Raw genomic sequence first — 21,265 nt, 5'->3', positions numbered from 1 at the left:
GGGCCGCAGCCATGAGACTGCGGCCCGTCGGATCAACGATCGATGTATGGAAGTCGGTTCTCATCGATACCGAAGCAGGCGACGGATGATTCTCCCGTCTTGTCCTTCAGGGCCGGAGTTTCAACTTTGCAACGCTCATTGGCGAATTCGCACCGGCCATGGAATGCACAGCCACTGGGCGGGTTCAGGGGCGAGGGCAGTTCACCGGTTAGCTGAATTTTCTCGATTCGGTGTTCCGGATCAATGCGCGGCGTCGACGACAGCAGTGCCCGGGTGTAGGGGTGCTGCGGGTGCGTGAAGATGTCTTCGGTCGCGCCGTATTCCACCACTTTGCCCAGGTACATCACCATGACCTTGTCGGCGATGTGCTCGACCACCGACAGATCGTGTGAGATGAACACATAGGCCAGATCCAGCTCCTGCTGCAGGTCCATCATCAGGTTCAACACCTGGGCCTGAACTGAAACATCCAGCGCCGATACCGGCTCGTCGGCAACCACAACCTTGGGGTTCATCATCAGGCCGCGGGCAATGGCGATGCGCTGACGTTGGCCGCCCGAGAACATGTGCGGGTAGCGATCGTAGTGCTCAGGCTTCAGCCCCACTTTCTGCAGCAAATTCAGTGCGCGCTCTTTGCGCTCTGCTTTGGTCAGCTTGCCATTGATCACCAGAGGCTCTTCCAGAATGGACCCGACTTTTTTGCGCGGGTTCAGTGACCCGTAAGGGTTCTGGAAAATAATCTGAATACGCTGGCGCAGTTCCTTGCGGGTTTCCCGGTCCAGAGTCAGCAGGTTTTTGCCTTCGAAGTTCAGTTCGCCTTCGGTGGGCAGCTCAATCATGGTCAGCAAGCGCGCCAGAGTTGATTTGCCACAACCGGATTCACCAACAACGGCGAGTGTTTTCCCTGCTTCCACCGAGAAGTTGACACCATCCAAAGCCTTAACCAGGCCAGGGGGCTTCATAAACCCCTGTTTAACTGGATAGTGTTGCTTGAGGCCAACGCCGCTCATGATCGGTGCTTTTTTGGTCGATTCAGCGGAAGCAGTCTGGTTCATTATCGGTTCACTCATACCGTCGGTCTCCCGGATTCATCCAGCGGGTAGAAACATTTCACCTGACGACCCCGCGGGCCATATTGCTCAGGTTCTTCAACCCGGCAGCGATCAGTCGCATATGGGCAGCGCGGGTTCAGCAGGCAGCCCTGTGGCCGATCGTTGGCGCCAGGTACAACACCGGGCAGCGCATTGAGCCGGTCTTTACCTTCGGACGACTCGGGAAGGGAGTTCATTAGAGCCTGGGTGTAGGGGTGCTTGGGTGCCTTGAAAATCTCGCTGGCCGGCCCGGTTTCAACGATTTGTCCCGCATACATCACCACCACCCGGTCGGCGGCTTCGGCAACCAGCGCCAGGTCGTGGGTGATCAGCACCAGGCCCATTTGCTTTTCGCGTTGCAGCTTGAGCAGTAACTCGATGATCTGGGCCTGGATGGTGACATCGAGTGCCGTGGTCGGTTCATCGGCAATCAGCAGTCTTGGGTCACAGGCAATCGCCATGGCGATCATCACCCGTTGGCTCATGCCACCGGAGAGCTGATGCGGGTAACTGTTGATGCGGCTTTCCGGCGCAGGGATGCCGACCTGGCGAAGTAAGTCGATGGCCTTAGTCATGCGCTCTTTTTTGCTGCCGCCCTGGTGGACTTCAATAGCCTCCATTATCTGATTGCCCACGGTGTAACTGGGGTTCAGTGAGGTCATCGGGTCCTGAAAGATCATCGAAATTTCGTCACCGGTGATCTTGCGCCGGGCTTTCTCGTTCAGTGTCTGCAAATCGGTGGTTTTGAAGCGCAGTTCATCGGCGGTTACCCGACCGGGGAAATCAATCAGCCCCATCAGTGCCAGCGAGGAGACGCTTTTGCCCGAGCCGGATTCACCAACAATGCCCAGCACTTCGCCTTCTTCAACATGGAAGCTAACGCGGTCGACCGCCTTGAACGGATTGTCTTTGGTACCAAAGGCCACCGACAGGTTATGTACGACCAGGAGGCTCTTATCAGTCTCTGTCATGTCGGTCTCCTATTGTTTCAGTTTCGGGTCGAGGGCATCGCGCAAGCCATCACCCATCAGGTTGAAGGCCAGTACTGTTACCAGAATGATCAGGCCGGGAAAGGTCACTACCCACCAGGCGCTCTGAATGAATTCCCGTGCTGTCGCCAGCATGGAGCCCCATTCTGGCAAAGGTGGCTGGGCGCCGAGACCGAGGAAACCGAGTGCTGCCATGTCGAGAATGGCGTTGGAGAAACCAAGCGTTGCCTGAACGATCAGCGGTGCCAGACAGTTCGGCAGAATGACGATAAACATCAGACGTAAGGCACCTGCACCGGCTACCCGTGAGGAAATCACATAGTCCTTATTGATCTCGGTGAGCACCGAAGCACGCGTTAGTCGCACATAGTGCGGTAAGTACACCAGCGACAGCGCTAGCCCCGAATTAACGATGCTGGGGCCGAGAATGGCGACAATGGCGATGGCCAGCAACAGGGCCGGCATCGACAGCAGAATGTCGGAAAAGCGCATGATAGCGACGTCTGCAAAGCCACCAAAGTAGCCAGCGATCAGCCCCAGGCAAATGCCAAGTACCAGCGATACCGACACAATCACCAGGCCAATCAGCAGTGACAGGCGCGCACCATGAATCAGACGCGACAGGATGTCCCGGCCAACGCCGTCGGTACCCAACCAGAACTGGGCATTGCCACCCTCGGCCCAGGCCGGTGGCACCAGAATAAAGTCCCGGAACTGTTCGTGCGGGTGATGCGGTGCAACGAAATTGGCAAAAATCGCCAGTAGGACGATAAAGACGATAAAACAGAAGCCGATCAGCGCGCCCCGGTTTTGAATGAAGTACGACCAGAATTCGGCAAGCGGTGTTTGTGGCATGCGCACCGTCGTCTGGGTTTCGGAAGTCATTGTCATGTGCTGGCTCCTTACTTGCTGTGACGTACGCGCGGGTTAACCACGCCGTACATGAGGTCGACCAGCAGGTTGACCAGAATGATGATGGTGGCAATCAGCAACAGCCCACCCTGAACCACGGGGTAGTCGCGCCGGCCAATCGATTCAACCAGCCATTTGCCGATACCCGGCCAGGCAAAGATGGTTTCGGTCAGAATGGCGCCGCTGAGCAGCAAACCGACCTGCAGGCCCATCACGGTAATCACCGGAATCAGGGCGTTACGCAAGGCGTGTTTAACGATGATGCGCCGCTTGGAAAGGCCTTTGGCACGGGCGGTGCGAATGTAGTCTTCACCGAGCACTTCCAGCATGGAAGATCGGGTCATCCGTGCGATGACGGCCATCGGAATAGTGCCCAGAACAATAGAGGGCAGTACCAGGTGGCTCAGCGCAGACAGGAAGGCTCCGTCTTCATCGGACAGTAGCGTATCGATCAGCATGAACCCGGTGACTTCATCTACCCAGAACATGACGTCGAGCCGCCCCGAGACCGGTGTCCAGCCCAGGTTGACGGAAAAGAACAGAATCAGCAGTAGAGCCCACCAGAAAATGGGCATTGAATAACCGGCGAGCGAAATGGTCATCACCGTGTGATCGAGTATGCCACCCCGTTTGATGGCGGCCAGTATACCCAGCGTAAGGCCCGTAATCACCGCGAAGATAGCCGCACAGACTGTCAATTCCACGGTGGCCGGGAAGAGTGTCATGAATTCAGACATCACCGGCTGACGGGTCACATAGGATGTACCGAGATCACCCTGAAGTACATTGCCCAGATAGATGAAATATTGCTGCCAGATGGGCTTGTCCAGACCCAGCATGGCCTCGAGTTCAGCGCGCTCTTCAGCGCCAAACCCGCGTTCGCCCCCCATGATGGTGATGGGGTCACCGGGGATGAGGTAGATTAACGCGAAGGTGAAGAGTGAGACCCCGATAAAGGTGGGAATCACCATGCCCAGACGGCGTATTAAAAATTGTAGCATTGAGTCTTTTCTCCAACCTGAAATGGTTGATGTGCCATTTCGGGACTGAAACCAGTAGGGTCAGGCGACCTGGTTTCTGCTAATGCATCGAACCGGGGATCACGGCCCGGTGCAGTGCTTGAGCCGGTACCGGATAGGCGCCGGTGCCTGCATCACCCAGCGATGATGTCGGCGGTTTATAAACAAGAAAGGGCGGCAGATAGTCTGCCGCCCTGATAGGGACGTTTGGAGGGTCAGATTCTGACTCAGTCTGCGAGGCTAACCCCGTAGAAGGAGTGCGAACCGAACGGGCTCATGACGTATCCCTCTACTTCCGGACGTACCGGCTCGAATACGACGGAGTGCGCAATGGTGATCCAGGGCGCTGCCGCCTTGAATACAACCTGAGCTTCTTCGTACAGAGCTGTGCGTTCTTCTACGACTGGCGTACGCAGTGCCTGGTCTACCAGAGAGTTGAACTCTTCGTCACACCAGAAAGCGCGGTTACCACCGGTTTCAGCCGCCTGACAGCCCAGCAGGGTGTTCAGGAAGTTGTCCGGGTCGCCGTTGTCGCCTGTCCAGCCAAGCATCATGGTTTCATGCTCACCGTTCTGGGTGCGTTCCAGGTACTCGCCCCACTCGAAAGAAACGATTTCAGCGTCAACGCCAACCGCAGCCCAGTCAGCCTGAATCAGCTCAGCCATGCGGCGAGCGTTCGGGTTGTAAGGGCGTTGTACCGGCATTGCCCAGATGTCGGTTTCAAAGCCATCTTCAAAGCCGGCTTCGGCCAACAACTGACGGGCATACTCGGGATCGTAGTCATAATCGACCACGTTCTCGTTGTAAGACCACATTGTCGGTGGGATCGGGTTCTTGGCAACCTGACCAGCGCCCTGGTAAACCGCATCCAGAATGGCTTCTTTGTTGGTCGCAATGTTCAGCGCCTGACGTACCAGATCATTGTCGAACGGTGCTTTGTTGGTGTTGAACGCGAGGTAACCGACGTTCAGACCGGGCTGAGACAGCACGTTGATGTTCGGGTCGTCTTGCATGGCTGCAACATCGGAAGGGTTCGGATACACCATGTGGTGACACTCACCGGCGCGCAGTTTTGCATAACGCACACTGGCATCAGGCGTGATTGAGAACACCAGACGTTCGATGTCTGCAGCGCCTTCCCAGTACGCATTGTGACGTACATAGCGAATCACAGAGTCTTTGCGATACTGAGCCAGAATGAACGGGCCGGTACCGATAGGCGTGATGTCGACCTGGTTCGGCGTGCCGGCATCCATCATGGCGTCAGCGTATTCAGCCGAGTGAATGGAGGCGAAATCCATGGCCAGGTTGGCCAGGAAGGTGGCGTTCGGAGCGCTCAGGTTGAAGACAATGGTGTAGTCATCCGGCGCAGAGATCGAGTCGATCGCGTCGGCCATGCCCATGTAACCAAAGTAGGCATAGTCCTGGTTGCTGACGCCATGAAACGGATGATCCGGATTCATTTGACGTTCAAAGCTGAACACAACGTCTTCGGCATTGAATTCACGGCTTGGACGGAAGTCTGACCGCGCGTGGAATTTCACGCCTTCACGCAAGTTGAAGGTGTAAGTCAGGCCGTCTTCGGAAATTTCCCAGCTTTCAGCCAGTCCGGGTACAACTGAGGTGCCGCCGCGCTCAAATTCAACCAGTCGATTGAACATGGTGCGCGAAGAGGCATCAAAGGTTGTGCCAGACGTGTAAAATGCGGGGTTAAAGCCTTCAGGGCTCGCTTCCGAACAAAACACAAAGGTGTCCGCAACAGCGGTTGAAGCCATTGCCGTCGCAAGCGCTGCGCCAGCAAAAAGTGACAGACTTTTCTTCATTGTTATATCTCTCCTTTTATTATGTAAGCCTCTGTTGTACATAAAATGCTCATCAGAGGCCTTTGGCCCGATGCTCAGTGAGGAAGAGCAGCGGGGAGCCATCGCTTCAGCAAGAATGAGACCACGCTGAGGCACAGGCCGACAGTTGGCGTTGCCGCCACAGTACAGGTCCCCGCAATCTGCACGGGTCAGGCTTTGAGGTGTACCTAACACCTCAAAGCCTGACCCGTGCCCTGACTCCGATATAACCGTACTTATGGTCAACTGTGGTGCTTGAGCATAAAGCAGGGTTTAAAATAGGGCAACCAGTCAGGAAATGCTAAATTTTTGCGATAGCCGTCACGTCAGATTGCCGCCCTTATGTCTCAAAGCTGTAAAAGTTAAGGGGCTGTGCAGTGTTTTAGCGGCCAATTTTCGACTAAGGTTAAAAGGTCTGGGAAGTGGTCCGCACTTTGCTTTGTCTGAGGCGGGGTCGGTCAGTAGCAGACCGTCAGCGTTGAATTTTTGGCCATAGTGTCAAATATTCATTTCGATTGACCCGGGTTTACAGCGTACTGACTCCACAGACACTGGGCTGCCATTGCTCTTTCTCGCCGTGGTTGGGACCATAGTGATCCCCGGTCGGTAACGACGCTTGGGTGACTTTGCAGTCAGAGTGCCCGAATAATCGTGTTGTAAGATAATGCACAGCGTTCAAGAGGCGAATCCATTGCGGCATCAATCAGTGCATAAAGCGTCGGCCCGGTCCTGCTATCCTGATGCAGGCGTCGCCACGGCCGATGGCTGGACCAGCCAGCGCGGCTTCTACGCAGCCTCCCGGCATGCGCTGAGCGAATGGTGTAACGAGTAGCCTTGTCTACGCTGGTCTGGCTGTCGCTGAACAGGCCGGTGAATCCCCCGAAGTCAAGCGCATGTCGCACAACCACAACCCCGGGTGCGATTATGTTTTGCATATGCACTCGGGCTTATTCAAAATGCCAGCAACAAAAACGCATAAAAAGTAATCAGTTCTGCCGGCCTCAGGTGTCCAGTGGCAACAGTGTACGGACATTCGGCAGGTACCGCAGGCAGGAACGGATCAGGAGACCACAATGGGTCAGCAAGTAGCCCCGCTGATAGCCACCGACATACACAAGTGTTTTGGTGAGCTTGAAGTCCTCAAGGGCATTTCACTGGAAGCACATAAAGGCGATGTTATCTCCGTCATTGGTTCTTCCGGGTCGGGTAAAAGTACCTTTCTACGCTGCATCAATATGCTTGAGATCCCCACTTCAGGTGACATTCAGGTGCATGGTGAGAAAGTTGCGTTCAAGACCAATCGCCGTGGTGTTCGGGAACCTGCCGACATTAGACAGGTTGAAAAGATGCGTGCCCAGTTGTCCATGGTGTTCCAGGGGTTCAACCTCTGGGCCCACATGACGGTGATGGAAAACATCATCGAGGCGCCGGTTCATGTGCTCGGCATCAGTAAAAAAGAAGCCATAGAGCGCGCCGAAGAGCATTTGAACCGGGTTGGGTTGTACGATCGACGCAATTACTACCCGGCACACATGTCAGGTGGGCAGCAGCAGCGGGCCGCCATTGCCCGGGCTCTGGCAATGAACCCTGAGGTGATGCTCTTTGATGAGCCAACCTCGGCACTGGACCCTGAACTGGTCGGTGAGGTGCTGAAAGTCATGCGGGCGCTGGCGGAAGAAGGGCGCACCATGGTGGTGGTGACGCATGAAATGGCGTTCGCCCAGGATGTTTCCAATAAGGTGATGTACCTGCACCAGGGAAAAATTGAAGAATACGGCGATCCGAAAGAGGTGTTTAACAACCCCAAGTCGGAACGCTTCAAACAGTTTATTGCACCGAGCTATTGATTGCAGGCGTCGCTCATTGCAGACCCTGGAATCCCTTGGCCGGACCCCGCATTCGGGGGCGGCCAAGCCGTATGATCAGCGTTAGCTGGTATGGACACAGGACGTGTCCGGTATCCGATCGCGCCGGATACCAATTCAACCTACCCGGTTGTGCCCAACGTTATGGACGACGGGATGATGAAAAAGGGGTGGCATCAGCCCCCTCATACTAGGAATCAGGAACCACCTGATCGAATGACAACACTGGAGTCAACCATAATGAAAAAAACGTTAATTGCTGTTGCGGGTATGCTCGCAATGACCTCTGCTGTAACCGCTGAGAGCTGGGACAACATTCGTGTAGGCGTCGACGCACCCTACCCACCGTTTGAATACCGTTCACCCGATGGTGAGCTGACCGGTTTCGAAATCGAACTGGGCAACGAAGTCTGCCAGATCGTTTCCGGAAGCGACTGTGAATGGGTCGTTCAGGCTTGGGACGGTATCATCCCGGGTTTGCTGGCTCGTAAATACGACATGATCTTCTCCTCTATGTCGATCAACGAAGAGCGTCAGAAGCGCGTTCTGTTTTCAGAGCCTTACTACACTACCCCGTCTGCATTCTTTGCACCTAACGGTAATGGCTTTATGCCGGGCAGCGCCGATGGCAAGCGCGTCGGTGTTCAGCGTGCCACCATTCAGGATACTTACGTAACCGAGTTTCTGACCGGTGCTGAAGTGGTCCGTTACACCACTGCCGATGACATGATTGTAGATCTGCAAGGCGGTCGTCTGGACGCCATGTTCATCGACGCTCCGGTTGGCATTGAAATGCTGGATGGCAACGACAGCGTCACTCAGGTAGGCGACTTCATTAAAGAACCGACTCGTATCTTCGGCGAAGGCGTAGGCGCTGCTTTTCGCAAGCGTGACGCCGCTCTGGAAGAACAGGTCAGTGCTGCGCTTGAGCAACTGAAAAATGATGGAACCTACGACACCATCATGCAGAAGTACTTTGATATCGACATCAAGCTGTAACGAATTCGATTCGTTGAACGTTTGATCGGGGGCCGGACTCGTCCGGCCCCTTAAGGTGTTGCTGAATGATTGCCCCCGGGGACTGTTCAGCCGCTCCTTAGGTTCTGTGTTACTCGGCCTGCTTCACACTGCGCTTTGTTGTCTGCCGTGCAGTCGCGTAGGCAGACCAAGCAACTCAGTCAATTAAACAATAACGAGAGTAGAGCCTGTGTTTGATTTCGAGGGCTATGGACCGTCCATTTTTGGCGGTGCCATTATTACGTTAGAGCTGGCTGTGTTTTCATTAATCCTCGCTGTATTTCTGGGGTTAATGGGGGCCTGGGGTAAAATGTCCAGCAATCGACTGGCCAAAGGCGTGGCCACTTTTTACACCACGCTGATTCGGGGTGTCCCCGATCTGGTCTGGATGATGCTGCTGTTTTTCGGTGGCCAGATCGCACTGAACACCATTCTTGACTATCTGAATTACGACCTCGGTTTTGATTTGCCTTACCCTCAGTTCAACGAGTTTATGGCGGGGGTCTTTACCATCGGCTTTATTTTCGGCGCTTACATGTCTGAAACATTTCGCGGTGCCTTCATGGCCGTTGAAAACGGACAGATTGAAGCGGGTAAAGCCTACGGAATGAGTGGCTGGAAGGTATTCAAACGCATCATGTTTCCGCAGATGATGCGCCACGCCATTCCCGGTATCGCCAACAACTGGCAGGTGTTGCTGAAAACCACAGCCCTGGTCAGTGTGATCGGCCTGGCCGATATGGTCAGGTTGGCCAGCGAGGCGGCAAAGTCGACCGGCTCTCCGTTCAAGTTCTTCATACCTGTTGCCATCGTGTACCTGGCTATCGCTGGGTTGTCAGACATCATTTTCAAACTGTTGAACAACAAATACAGCGCTGGCGTTGTTAAGGGAGGCAGCTGATTATGGAAGCCATTATTGCCTTGCTTGAACGCAATGATATTTTTACCCCGGCTACGCTGATGCAATACTGGGGTGGCCTTGTAACGACTGTGCAACTGGTGTTTCTGTCACTGATTATTGGTGGTTTGATCGCCATTCCACTGGCGATCATGCGTGCCTCGGAAAACCCCTGGCTCAGTCGTCCGGTGTGGGTCTATACCTATGTGTTTCGCGGCACCCCCCTGCTGGTTCAACTTTATATGATTTATTACGGGGTAACCCTGATTGATGGTATTCAGGATACCTTTTGGTGGGAGATTTTCAGAGGGGCGTTTTACCCGGCCCTGATCGCGTTTGTGCTCAACACCACCGCCTATACCACCGAGATCTTTCGTGGTGCCATTGAGGCAACGTCACGCGGTGAGATTGAGGCGGCCAAAGCCTACGGGATGAGTTGGGCTCAAAGGATGCGCCGAATCGTCTTGCCAAGTGCCTTTCGCCGTGCAATCCCGGCTTACAGTAATGAAGTGATTTTCATGTTGCATGCCAGCGCCATTGCGTCAGTGGTCACTATCATTGATTTGCTGGGTGCAGCCCGAAACATCTACGCTCAGTACTATGCGCCATTCCCTGCGTTTATTTTTGTGGCTTGTATCTATCTGATACTGACGTTCGGTATTTTGGGTGTATTCAAGCAACTCGAAAAACGCTTGCTGGGCCACTTGCGCCCCCGCTAGCGTTGTAAGCACAATGAATGGTATGTACAGGCCGCCTTAAGCGGCCTTTTTTTGGTAATGAACCGGAGCACTGACCCCATGTTTGGCCCCCACGCCGATTTCTTGCAACACACCCTGGCTACGGCCGATGATGCCGTCACACCGGAGTTCTCAGTGCTGTCGGCAGGCACTGAAGTGACCCTGCTCGACTGTGGTGTGTTGCGTGTTGAACCCAATACGGCTTGCGATACGTCGCTGGTTATTTCCTGCGCTGTACATGGCAACGAGACCGCACCGATTGAACTGGTGCGGGATATGGTGCGCGATATTCTGGATGAAGAGCAGAAGGCCGGGCAGAGGGTATTGTTTGTCATGGGGAACCCCTGGTCGATGAACATCGCCAGGCGCTTTACAGACGTCAATATGAATCGATTGTTCGCGGGCGACTGGCAACAATACGATACCTCGCTCAAGGAGGTGAAGCGGGCCGCCAAACTGGAAGCCTATGTTGCCAATTTCTTTGCAGAAGAGCCGGTAACGGTTAAACAACGCTTTCACTATGATCTGCATACGGCTATACGCGCCAGCAAGCGTGAGCGCTTTGGCATATACCCCTTTGTTGAAGGGCGGCAGTTGCCAGACAATCAGAAAGCGTTCCTGGCACGGGCGGATATCGACGCTGTTCTATTGCAGCAACAGGAAGCCAATACGTTTTCATCGTTCTCATCGCTGCGTTATGGTGCCGAAAGTTTTACGCTCGAACTTGGGTCGGTCAAGCCCTTTGGCGAAAATGATCTGTCCCGTTACCGTGGTATCGATTTTGCGTTGCGCGAGTTGATCGCCGGTGAGCCGTTACCGGAGCAGCCCAAACGGCCGGTCACGGAGTTTGAGGTGTGCCACACCATCGACGTTACCAGTGATCAATGGGAGTTTTTCATTCCTGATGATGCATTGAATTTTACCGAGTATGCACCCGGCACGTTGATCTGGCGCGATGGCAGTCAGGAGTATCGGGTAGGCACCGAACCGGAATACATTGTCTTTCCCAACCCGAAAGTGCCCGTTGGCGAGCGCGCTGGTCTGATGCTCAAAGCCCGCACCTGACCGACAAGCTGGTGCTGGCCCACGAAAGCGATGTACTGCTTTTAAAGCCCATATCGCCAACAGGCGGTTGAAATTCGTAGAATTTCGGCGGCCTGCTACTGGAACCTGTGGTCCGACAATTCGGGCGTTCCGGCAAAATTAATTACTGTTAAGTCATTGGTTGTGTGAGAGAGGCAAAATTGCAACTTTTGGATCTCGTGTTTTGAAAAAGGCAGGAAGCCTTTTTTCAGCAACCTGCGAAAGGGGCTTACGGGCTATTGCGGTAAAGCGTGAGCCAGCCCTTTGTGGCAACTGATGCAGGTTAGATCCTGTTCTGCCCAGAATGCCGGGTTGTGACTGTTCTGAGCACGGGTTGATTGCAGGCTGGTTTGCCAGAGGTCGGGGCTGTGGCAATTGCGGCATTCGCGAGAATCGTTTTCCGTCATGTCATCCCATACGCCTTGTGCCAGCGCAGGGCGATGGGATTCGAAATTTTCGAGCGTGATCGTTCCTGCGATCTGGTGGTAAACATCCCCCGTTGCCTTTATTTTGGTGATGAGTTTTGGCACAAACTCGTGGGGGATATGGCAGTCGGCACAGGTCGCCACGAAGCCATGTTCATTGTTGAAGTGCGTCGAGGCCTGATACTCTTCGACAATGGTATCGCTGCCAATATGGCAGCTGTAACAAAAGTCGTTGGTGCTGGTGACGTGCATGACACCGTTAAACGATGCCCAGCCGAGAGCTCCGATCATCAGCGCCAGCCAGCCACCCAATGGCAGCAGCAGCCAGCGCCACTTCGCAGGCATCTTCCACAAGGATGTCCAGAACTGTCTCATCTTCATACGTCAGCGTGGCCGGGTACTGGTATCGAAAGTCGGATCCAGGGCCGCAATGGTGTCCTGCAGAATCTGTACCCCATAGACCATATTGTGCAGGCCAAGGCTGCGGTCTGAACTCATAAATTTGTAGTTAAACAGTGCGGCCATTTCTGCCTCAGTGCGCATGAGACCTTCTGGAGCCCGGGTGTTGAATTCACCTGTGTTGGTGAACAGGGGGGCTTCGCCCTGTTGCAGCAAGCCGGATCCGTTTTCGTTCACCAGTCGTTCGAGCAAGCCTCTAAATTCAGCCTGGGCCACTTCGAGATTGCCGTCGTTGTCCCAGTCGTCATTGGCAGGGCTATCGAACAGTCGGGTACCGGGTAGCTGGCCAATGCCCTCATGGCAATTGGCGCACGAGGTTGGGTTGAGCTGGCTGTGTTCTGCTTCACCAATGCCAATGTTGAAGCTGTGTCCGCCAAGCGCAGCGGTTAAACTGTACCGTCCTTCTGGCAAGGCCATGTGGCATCCAATGCAGGCTTCCTCGACCACAAAGCGGTGTTGAGAGCTGCTGTAGGCCTTATCGCTGAATTCATAGGCACCGGTACCCAGATACAGGTTTGACTGAACACCGTAGTGAGGACCAAAATAGCTGCGTACCTGGTTGGCGGGGGTGGCTTTGACCGCCGTCATGGCGTCGGTTCTGGATTGATGGCAGTTTGCACAAAGGTTGGATGCGCCTTCATCGAAGGTCCGATCGTTGATCAGGCTGACCGCAGCGGTGGTGCGCAGTGAAAAGTCACCGGTTTCATGCGGTTCGTGGCAGGTAAAGCAGCCCGGTTGAGAAGGCCATTCAATGTAGGGGGTGGCTTCGCGCTGGCCGGTATCGAGGAACTCTAGAAACCCTTCGTGTGTGTGGCAACTCTGACAACCGCCCCCGTTTGCGTAGTAAGCGTGCGGCGTTTCCAGGTCAAATCCCAGAAAGTGCCCTGATTCTACATATTGAGTCCGGGCACCCGCCAGCGCGTAGTCCGGGCGGTCTCCATGGCAGCTGGCGCAATCGGCCGGAAAGCCCTCGACTCCCTCGTGAAGGCTTGCCTGCGATGGGTTGCTGGTGGCATCGGGCGATACGTTGACACTCGAACCGAGTATCATCGCTAACAGAAGGGCCGCCGCAAAGAGGCCCAGCCCAATCAGACTGACAGTTGCAGGTTTCACACGCACAGCTCCCTTTCCATGGCTTATTATCGTTATTATCGGCTCAGCCTAGTCCAGAAAAAGGGTTGGTGCTTGATTCAGGTCAAGAGAGCGACGGATAGCAGCGAGACTAGAACCACACCATCCAGTAGGGCACCAGTGGCGGTACCAGAAACGCTGTAACCACTCCGGTCAAACTCATCGACAGGCCAGCAAAGGCACCGCAGGTCGCTGACTTTTCAAAGGCCTGTGCGGTGCCAAACCCATGAGCTGTCAACCCCAGCACATAGCCATAGAGCGCATGATCAGTCAGCTTGCACAGGCGCATAAGCGTTGGTAATAACAGGGTGCCGATTGCGCCGGTCAGCAGTACCAACCCAGCTGCCAATGACCCACTGCCGCCGAGGTTATCGACCATGCCTATGGCGATGGGTGTCGTGATCGACTTGCCGCTCATACTCAGTGACAGTACGTCGTCAGCGGTCATCAGATCGGACAGAATAACGGCGCTGGCCGAGGCCACCAGAGCGCCAGTGAAGCAGGCAACCAGCAGCGGCACGGCCATCCTGCGGATCAGCGCCATGTTCTCATGCAGTGGCACGGCCAGGGCGACAGTGGCAGGGCCGAGTAAGAAGTGGATCATCTGTGTATCGCGCTGATATTGCGGGTAATCCCAGCCAAGCAGGGTGATGACGCCCATGATTGAGAAAATACTGACAATTACCGGGTGCAGCAGCGCAGACCGCCCGGCACGGCGATAGATCTGTTCTGCCAGCAGATAGATACCCAGGGTCATACTGATAGCAAGTAACAGGTTGATCGACACGCTCATGAGGCATTCACCCGAAACAATTTGAAGGTGGCGATCATGGCCAGTGCTGCCAGCACGGTACTGATGGCGATGATCAGCAACATCCAGTGACCGTTGGCCATTAAGCGGTCCCAGTGTTCAATGAGGCCAACACCCGCGGGGACAAACAGCAGAGTCAGGTAGCGGATCAGCATTTTGCTGGCCTCGGCGACCGGTTGAGGTACCTTTTTCAGCAGAGTCAGCGTGATCCACAGCAGGACCAGACCCACCACATTGCCCGGAATGGGCCAGCCAATCCACTGTGACAGCGCTTCGCCAGCCAGCCAATAGACCAGCAACACCAGAAAACCCAGAACCATTGCCTTAATCCTGCTTTATTCGATGGGCACTCAGTGTGCCTGAAACCGTGTGTTGGATCAGCGCAAATGCCGCAACTGATTGATTCACCGGATGAATTCCTCAATCAACCGCTTGCGCCAGCCGGGGGGAAGGCCTGTATAATGCCGGTCATGAGTAAATCCAAGAAAAAGACCGTCCACACGGGCGGTACCATTGCCCAGAATAAACGAGCCCGCCACGAATACCATATTGAAGAAAAGTATGAGGCCGGGCTGGTTCTGCTGGGGTGGGAAGTTAAAAGCCTGCGCGCCGGCAAGGCGCAACTGGTCGACAGCTACGTTATTTTCAAGGATAACGAGGCCTGGTTGATCGGTGCCCATTTAACACCGCTCGAAGCCGCTTCGACCCACGTGATCGCTGACCCGACGCGCACGCGCAAGCTGTTGATGAACCGCAAGGAAATCGACAAAATTGCCCGCCAGTCCGAGCAGGATGGCTATACGGCGGTCTGTTTATCCCTGTTCTGGAAGAAGAACAAGGTTAAAGCGGACATTGCCCTGGTGAAGGGTAAGAAGTTGCACGATAAACGGGCGACCATTAAAGAGCGCGAATGGGGTCGTCAGAAACAGCGTGTATTGAAGGCGTATAATCACTAACGCCTTCGTGCTAGACTAGGCTGCTGTTGAAAGGGGCTTGAACTTCCATCAGTTCAGCACCATTAAACAGGTACTGGAATAGTCCAGTAGTAGACAATCAGGAAGAACCACCAGAGTTTGGTCATCACGGATGAATGACACACCAGTTTCGGGGGCGACATGGCTTCGACGCGGGTTACAAAGCTCAAGGTGCATGCCGAGATGGTAGCCAATCTCGTAAAACCAAAGCTGCAAACTCATAGTTGCAAACGATGACAACTACGAAGGTTACGCGCTAGCCGCATAATCCTTCAAACTGGACCCTTTAACCGGTCCGGCGGTCACTGTCCTGTGCCTGAACGGGGCTGCTGACTGTCAATAATTCAGGATCGCAGCATAAGGTTGTCTGGGCCGGAGCTGCTAAAACCTAATTCCAGGCTCCCCGAGTCGCACCTGTCCTTCGGTAACGGCAAGGGTAAATTAAAGAAGTGACTAAGCATGTAGGACCGAGAGTAGAGGACTTGCGGACGCGGGTTCGATTCCCGCCGCCTCCACCAATCAAAAAAAGGGCCACCCTCAGGGGTGGCCCTTTTTTTTGATCCGCGAAGCGGTAGGAATCGTTCGCTCACAGCGTCCGGGTTCGACAAATCGGCAGGATTGCCGATTTGGACGCCCAAAGGGCGCCCCGCAGGGGTTCGGCACATGGATGTGCCGAATCATTCTCGCCGCCGTGCCCAGCCCAACAAGAATACTCATTCCACAGAGTGGCTTTTTTTTTGGATGTGGTGGAGGCGGTAGGAATCGTTCGCTACAAAAACGCCTGGAGCGTTTTTGAGCATCGGCTTTGCCGATGACCCCAGAGGGGTGGAGCGCAGGATGCGCGGAATCACAGCGCCGGGTTACAGCCACCATCCCTGGCGGCTGCCCTTAGGGCTCGCTTCGCTCATGCAAAATTGCTCCAGGCAATTTAGTCGACCATTCGCCGGGAACGAATGGACCCGCCGCCGTGCCCAGCCCAACAAGCACACTCACAGGGCAACACAAGCCAGTCCCCCACATCCCTTATCACGTTCACCTTCTCTCCAAAACAGACTCAGGCATGAGCCCTTATTAGCGCAATACGATGTTAACCCGGGCTGTTCAACGCTTTTTTTAGTCGCTGCCAGGAACGGAACGTACATGATCGCATTTTTCGATGTCACTCCCGGTCGCTGAGCGGTGGTTGCCAGCGCCTCGGGGTAAATTGATCTTTGTCGAATGAATGCCGTTCAATTCCGAATAACAGAGCTGAGCCCTTTATGTAGGTTTTTGCCGGTTAGTGGTTACTTGCTAAGAAAGCTTTGTTGTCCATTTTTGCCCACCTCATTCACCGGATGGCGCCACCGGGTTCTTCTGGTAAATAGATACTGTTTATATATAGAAGAAATACTATCGATTTGATTGATTTATCTCGTCAACCTAAGATCAAAAAACTACAAAAAAGACAATAAAGCTGTGTTCAAGCCACCGTTCTCAAGGCTTTGTCGCATTCGTACTCGAGTCCAATAATCACAAGAGGCATAGCATGTTTGATCTCAAACTCCTGATCGGCGGCCAATCTGCGCTGGGTGCAAAGAAAAAAACCTTTACGCGGGCCAACCCCTTGTCTGAAAAGACAGTCACAACGGCGGTTGCTGCAAGTCGAAAGGATGTCAAAAGTGCTGTATTGGCAGCAGAAAGAGCATTTGCCAGTTGGTCTAAAACCGGGCCGAGTCAGCGGCGAGAGGTTTTGCTAAAGGCTGCTGACCTGATGGAGGCCCGTCAGGGTGACTTCATCGAGCGCATGGTCGCCGAGACTGGCGCTACTGCAGGTTGGGCCGGATTCAATTGTATGGTTGCGGCAGGCATGCTGCGTGAAGCGGCATCACTGACTACGCAGATTCAGGGCAGCATCATTCCATCGGATGTGCCCGACAACATGGCTATGGGCGTGAAGGTTCCCTGTGGTGTGGTACTTGGCATAGCACCCTGGAACGCCCCCATTATTCTGGGCACCCGAGCGATAGCGACACCACTGGCCTGTGGCAATACCGTAATCCTCAAGGCTTCTGAGCAGTGCCCGGCCACTCATCATTTAATTGCTGAGGTGCTGCATGATGCTGGCTTGAATAACGGGGAAGTCAGCTGCATCACAAACGCCCCGGAAGATGCCGCCAAAGTGGTTAGCGCCCTTATTGAAGCGCCGGCCGTTCGTCGTGTGAACTTTACCGGCTCGACCGGTATTGGGAAGGTGATTGCCCAAAAAGCGGCTGAGCACTTCAAGCCAGTGTTGTTGGAACTGGGTGGCAAAGCACCGCTGCTTGTCTTGGATGATGCCGACCTGGATGAGGCCGTAGCGGCTACAGCCTTTGGTGCTTTTTTCCATCAGGGCCAGATTTGTATGTCCACTGAGCGAGTGATCGTTGATGAAAAAGTGGCGGATAAGTTTGTTAAAAAGCTCACAGCAAAAGTGAAAACACTCAAAGCCGGTGATCCGGCAGACAAGTCTAATCAGCTAGGCACCCTGATCAGTAAAGAATCGGGCAAGAAGCAGAATGCTCTGGTTGACGACGCTTTGAAATTGGGTGCGCGGGTTACCACGGGCGGCGAGGCCCGAGGGGTCATCATGCAACCTACGGTTGTCGATGGCGTTACCAGCAAGATGCGGCTCTACACAGAAGAATCATTCGGACCATTGTTGTCTGTGATCCGGGTAAGGAATGATGCTGAAGCCATTCGTATCGCCAATGACACGGAATATGGACTCTCAGCTGCCGTCTTCAGCAAGGATATAGCCCGGGCTATGAAAGTGAGCCAGCAAATTGAATCTGGTATCTGTCACGTTAATGGTCCAACGGTACACGACGAACCGCAGATGCCGTTTGGCGGTGTCAAAGCCAGCGGTTACGGTCGATTCGGTGGCCGGTCTGGTATTGATGAATTTACAGAGCTGCGCTGGATGACCGTGCAGATGGGGCCTCGTCACTACCCAATTTGATGATTATTTCGACTGGCTTGCCGATCGAAAACTGTCTTGATCAGCGAGCTAAAAAAACTGCAAAACAACAACTAAAAGGTGAATTCCTATGTCTTTCAAGCTCAATGAACTCTGTGTATCACTGGCGGCGGTGACAGCACTGGCAGCTGTAGGGTCGTCAGCCCATGCAGAAACTGATATCCGCCTGGCAAGTTGGGTGCCTGACAGTCATCCACTGTCAACTGGTGGTTTTGAACCGTGGATGGAGTCCATTACCGAAGCTACCAATGGGTCTTTGACCTTCACTCTGTATCCAGCACAGCAGCTGGGTGCGTCAGCAGACCACCACGATATGGCACGCGATGGTATCTCAGACATTTCGTACACCAACTTCAGCTATACACCAGGTCGCTTTCCAATTGCCGGCGCTGCAGAAATCCCTTTTGTAATATCTGACCCTATTGCTGCATCGGGCGTATTCCACGACTGGTATCAGGAACACGGTACTCATGAAGTCGATGGTGCCAAGGTCTGTATGTTGTTTTTGCAGCCAACGGGTGCCCTGCACATGAACGGTGAACGTGTGGTACTGCCAGAAGATCTGGATGGCCTGAGCATGCGTCCGCCCAATGGCAATGTGGGCAACCTGTTTAGCAGTTTGGGAGCCAGTAACGTTCAGGTGTCTGCACCTGAGTCCCGCGAAGCGATGGCCCGTGGTGTCGTCGATGGTATCGGTTTCCCCTGGGACAGCCTGAAGACGTTCGGCATCAGTGATTCGGCCGACTACCATCTTGATGTGCCGCTATACGTCAATGTGTTCGGGCTCATCATGAATCAGAATACCTATAATAATATGTCTGCGTCAGAACAGGCGGTTATGGATGAACATTGCAGTGCGCAGTGGTCTGGCCGGTTGATTGAAGTCTGGAGTGAGGAAGGTGCCAAGGCTCGTCAGGAGTTTATCGCTAACCCGGACCACGAGGTCTATACACCCACCGAGTCTGAAGTTTCCGCCTGGGTCGAAGCCTCCAGCGATCTTCAGTCTGATTGGGCTGCTGCCGTGCGTGACAACGGTGATGATCCGGATGTTCTTTGGGATGATTTGATGGATCGCCTGCGTGCGGTTGATGCCCTTTACGGAGAGTAAGTAACACCTAGTCAGCCAGGTTGTCCTGGCTGGCTCTCCCTTCCTGACAGGAAACTCGGAATAATGCCATTTACCCATTTACTCAACGCATTCGCTACCTGGGTGGAGCGCATCGCAGGTGTATTTCTTGCTGCTGTTACAGTGCTGGTATTTGTGTCTGCCGGTGCCCGGTACGTGCTTGGCAGCCCTATTCCTGACGCTCACGCCTTCGCCAGTCTTATGCTGGGCGTCGCCCTTTTGTGGGGGCTGGCGAGCGCGTCCTGGCGCGATGAACACATTTCCGTGGATCTGCTCTACATGGGAATGAATGACGGACTTAAGCGTGTCGTGGACGTTCTGGGTCAGGTACTGATCCTCATTTTTGTTGGCCTGTTTTGCTGGATGCTTTTGAAACAGGTTGGCTCGGTCCGAAACGGTGGAGAGTTGACTGTCGATACCCGGACCGCCGTTTGGCCGTTTTACTTCATGGCCTGGATGGGCGTTGCCGCATCTACGCTCTTGATTCTCGCCCGACTTTGGCTGTTGATCGTCAATCCAGCGGGGTTGCCATCCAAGAAAAGCGTTGCCGATGAAGCGGCTGAAAATGCGGGAGAACCCACCTGATGGACCGTGATCTCATAACTATTTTGGGCTTTGTTGCCCTGTTTACCATGATCTTTTTGCGTGTGCCCGTGGGTATTGCCATGGGTCTGGTCGGATTGGGTGGTTTTGCTGCCGTTATCAGTGTTGACCCGGCACTGGCTACGCTGGCTTCTTCACCAATACGCACAGTAACCAATTACAACCTAAGCCTGATTCCCATGTTCATCCTCATGGGCGTATTCGCCACTGCAACAGGTATGAGCCGGGAGTTATTCCGCGTGGGGCAAGCATGGCTGGGTCGTTATAAGGGAGGCATGGCAATGTCGACTCTGGCGGCCTGCGGTGGATTTGCCGCGATCTGTGGGTCCTCTGTTGCCACCGCGGCGACCATGACAAAAGTGGCTTTGCCTGAGATGCAACGTCAGGGTTACAGCAACAGCCTGGCGGCCGGAGTAATCGCCTCGGGTGGTACCCTGGGGATTTTGATTCCCCCGTCTGTGGTATTGGTGCTTTATGGGTTTCTGACTGAACAGGATATCGGCAAGCTGCTTGTTGCCGGCATTATTCCCGGCATCCTTGCGATATTGGTTCAGGTTGCTGTGATCCTGATCATCGCCTGGCGCAAGCCGGATTCGATGCCGCCCGGTGAGCGCAGTGACTGGCGTGAAAAGCTGGACGCACTCAAAGGCGTTTGGGCTGTCATCCTGCTATTTATGGCGGTTGTTGGCGGGATATACCTGGGCATCGTCACACCCGTAGAAGCCGCTGCGTTGGGTGCGGTCTGTACCTATATTATCGGTGTGGTAAGACGTCGGTTGGATTTCAACACAACGATAAAGTGCCTGATCGAAGCACTGCGTACCTCGGTCAGTATCTTCATTATCCTGGTGGGTGCCATGTTGTTCAGCTATTTCCTGGCTGTAACACAAACCCCCCAAACCTTGACCAGCTGGCTCGTAGCATTGCCTATCGGTGATTACGGAGTACTTCTACTGATACTGGCGGCCTTTATCGTGATGGGCTGCGTGCTTGACCCCATGGCCATGATCATCCTCATGGTACCGATTGTTTTTCCTGTTGTTCAAAGCCTTGGTTTTGATCCGATCTGGTTTGGCATTCTGGTGGTAGTGGCCGTAGAAATGGGCATGATTACGCCACCCATTGGTATCAATTGCTTCATCATCCGGTCCGTTGCACCTGATGTTTCTTTGGGGCAGATCTATAAGGGTGTGCTGCCTTTTGTTCTGTCTGATTTTGTCCGGCTGGGCATCTTGCTGCTGTTTCCGTGGCTCGTCCTGGTCTTACCCAATAGTATGTAATGGTGTTTT

General features: G+C 54.2%; 20 protein-coding genes and 1 other RNA gene. 11 read left to right on the top strand and 10 right to left on the bottom strand.

The window, feature by feature from the left end; translation table 11 throughout:
• Positions 1-32: 32 nt before the first annotated feature.
• From G565_RS0110855 to G565_RS26765, 6 genes are all read right to left on the bottom strand, one after another.
• A complete protein-coding gene (locus G565_RS0110855; protein ID WP_425413974.1) occupies positions 33-1,070 on the bottom strand; it encodes a peptide ABC transporter ATP-binding protein in 1,038 nt (345 codons plus the stop codon).
• Complete coding sequence (dppD, locus tag G565_RS0110850) at positions 1,067-2,062, bottom strand: dipeptide ABC transporter ATP-binding protein (protein WP_028670947.1); 996 nt, start codon at positions 2,060-2,062, stop codon at positions 1,067-1,069. The genes G565_RS0110855 and dppD overlap by 4 nt, the downstream gene beginning before the upstream one ends.
• Positions 2,063-2,071: 9 nt before the next feature.
• Entirely contained in the window at positions 2,072-2,965 is an 894-nt protein-coding gene (gene dppC / locus G565_RS0110845; protein WP_028670946.1) for a dipeptide ABC transporter permease DppC, read from the bottom strand.
• Between the two features lie 17 nt (positions 2,966-2,982).
• The gene (locus G565_RS0110840; RefSeq protein ID WP_028670945.1) at positions 2,983-3,993 is read right to left on the bottom strand and encodes an ABC transporter permease subunit; all 1,011 of its coding nucleotides are present in this window, start codon (positions 3,991-3,993) and stop codon (positions 2,983-2,985) included.
• Positions 3,994-4,238: 245 nt separating this feature from the next.
• Positions 4,239-5,834 carry an ABC transporter substrate-binding protein gene (locus tag G565_RS0110835; protein WP_028670944.1) on the bottom strand — a complete coding sequence of 532 codons (1,596 nt, stop codon included), beginning with the start codon at positions 5,832-5,834 and terminating at the stop codon, positions 4,239-4,241.
• 650 nt (positions 5,835-6,484) lie between these two features.
• Positions 6,485-6,787: a hypothetical protein gene (locus tag G565_RS26765; protein ID WP_157600051.1), complete on the bottom strand. Its 303-nt coding sequence runs from the start codon at positions 6,785-6,787 to the stop codon at positions 6,485-6,487.
• A gap of 138 nt (positions 6,788-6,925) precedes the next feature.
• Between G565_RS26765 and G565_RS0110830 the strand changes: the two genes are divergently transcribed.
• From G565_RS0110830 to astE, 5 genes are all read left to right on the top strand, one after another.
• The gene (locus G565_RS0110830) at positions 6,926-7,699 is read left to right on the top strand and encodes an ABC transporter ATP-binding protein (RefSeq protein ID WP_028670943.1); all 774 of its coding nucleotides are present in this window, start codon (positions 6,926-6,928) and stop codon (positions 7,697-7,699) included.
• A 258-nt stretch (positions 7,700-7,957) separates the two neighbouring features.
• Entirely contained in the window at positions 7,958-8,716 is a 759-nt protein-coding gene (locus G565_RS0110825; RefSeq protein ID WP_028670942.1) for a transporter substrate-binding domain-containing protein, read from the top strand.
• Positions 8,717-8,924: 208 nt separating this feature from the next.
• Positions 8,925-9,635 (top strand): ABC transporter permease, encoded by a 711-nt coding sequence (locus tag G565_RS0110820; RefSeq protein ID WP_028670941.1) that lies wholly within the window; start codon positions 8,925-8,927, stop codon positions 9,633-9,635.
• A gap of 2 nt (positions 9,636-9,637) precedes the next feature.
• Complete coding sequence (locus G565_RS0110815; protein WP_028670940.1) at positions 9,638-10,351, top strand: ABC transporter permease; 714 nt, start codon at positions 9,638-9,640, stop codon at positions 10,349-10,351.
• A 78-nt stretch (positions 10,352-10,429) separates the two neighbouring features.
• Positions 10,430-11,434 carry a succinylglutamate desuccinylase gene (gene astE / locus G565_RS0110810; protein ID WP_037338806.1) on the top strand — a complete coding sequence of 335 codons (1,005 nt, stop codon included), beginning with the start codon at positions 10,430-10,432 and terminating at the stop codon, positions 11,432-11,434.
• A 254-nt stretch (positions 11,435-11,688) separates the two neighbouring features.
• Here the strand turns inward: astE and G565_RS0110805 are convergent, their stop codons facing one another.
• The 4 genes from G565_RS0110805 to G565_RS23820 form a co-directional block, all read right to left on the bottom strand.
• Positions 11,689-12,222 carry a NapC/NirT family cytochrome c gene (locus tag G565_RS0110805; protein WP_211227161.1) on the bottom strand — a complete coding sequence of 178 codons (534 nt, stop codon included), beginning with the start codon at positions 12,220-12,222 and terminating at the stop codon, positions 11,689-11,691.
• Between the two features lie 39 nt (positions 12,223-12,261).
• On the bottom strand, positions 12,262-13,449 hold the full coding sequence (locus G565_RS0110800; RefSeq protein ID WP_028670937.1) for a cytochrome c3 family protein: 1,188 nt from the start codon (positions 13,447-13,449) through the stop codon (positions 12,262-12,264).
• Between the two features lie 109 nt (positions 13,450-13,558).
• A complete protein-coding gene (locus G565_RS0110795; protein ID WP_028670936.1) occupies positions 13,559-14,260 on the bottom strand; it encodes an LrgB family protein in 702 nt (233 codons plus the stop codon).
• Positions 14,257-14,598 carry a CidA/LrgA family protein gene (locus G565_RS23820; protein ID WP_051207773.1) on the bottom strand — a complete coding sequence of 114 codons (342 nt, stop codon included), beginning with the start codon at positions 14,596-14,598 and terminating at the stop codon, positions 14,257-14,259. Before G565_RS23820 ends, G565_RS0110795 begins: the two co-directional genes overlap by 4 nt.
• A 150-nt stretch (positions 14,599-14,748) precedes the next feature.
• On the opposite strand from G565_RS23820, the gene smpB reads away from it, so the two are divergent.
• From smpB to G565_RS0110765, 6 genes are all read left to right on the top strand, one after another.
• The gene (gene smpB, locus G565_RS0110785; protein WP_028670935.1) at positions 14,749-15,234 is read left to right on the top strand and encodes an SsrA-binding protein SmpB; all 486 of its coding nucleotides are present in this window, start codon (positions 14,749-14,751) and stop codon (positions 15,232-15,234) included.
• Between the two features lie 150 nt (positions 15,235-15,384).
• Positions 15,385-15,770, top strand: a transfer-messenger RNA (tmRNA) gene (gene ssrA / locus G565_RS26370).
• Positions 15,771-16,777: 1,007 nt separating this feature from the next.
• Complete coding sequence (locus G565_RS0110780; protein ID WP_028670934.1) at positions 16,778-18,229, top strand: aldehyde dehydrogenase; 1,452 nt, start codon at positions 16,778-16,780, stop codon at positions 18,227-18,229.
• An 88-nt stretch (positions 18,230-18,317) separates the two neighbouring features.
• A complete protein-coding gene (locus G565_RS0110775; protein ID WP_028670933.1) occupies positions 18,318-19,355 on the top strand; it encodes a TRAP transporter substrate-binding protein in 1,038 nt (345 codons plus the stop codon).
• A gap of 63 nt (positions 19,356-19,418) precedes the next feature.
• Complete coding sequence (locus tag G565_RS23815) at positions 19,419-19,958, top strand: TRAP transporter small permease (protein WP_051207772.1); 540 nt, start codon at positions 19,419-19,421, stop codon at positions 19,956-19,958.
• The gene (locus G565_RS0110765; RefSeq protein ID WP_037338801.1) at positions 19,958-21,256 is read left to right on the top strand and encodes a TRAP transporter large permease; all 1,299 of its coding nucleotides are present in this window, start codon (positions 19,958-19,960) and stop codon (positions 21,254-21,256) included. The genes G565_RS23815 and G565_RS0110765 overlap by 1 nt, the downstream gene beginning before the upstream one ends.
• The last annotated feature ends 9 nt before the right edge of the window (positions 21,257-21,265 follow it).

The sequence above is a fragment of the Saccharospirillum impatiens DSM 12546 genome, assembly GCF_000423605.1.
Taxonomy (GTDB): Bacteria; Pseudomonadota; Gammaproteobacteria; order Pseudomonadales; family Natronospirillaceae; genus Saccharospirillum; species Saccharospirillum impatiens.
This window is presented reverse-complemented; position numbering and strand designations above follow the sequence as displayed.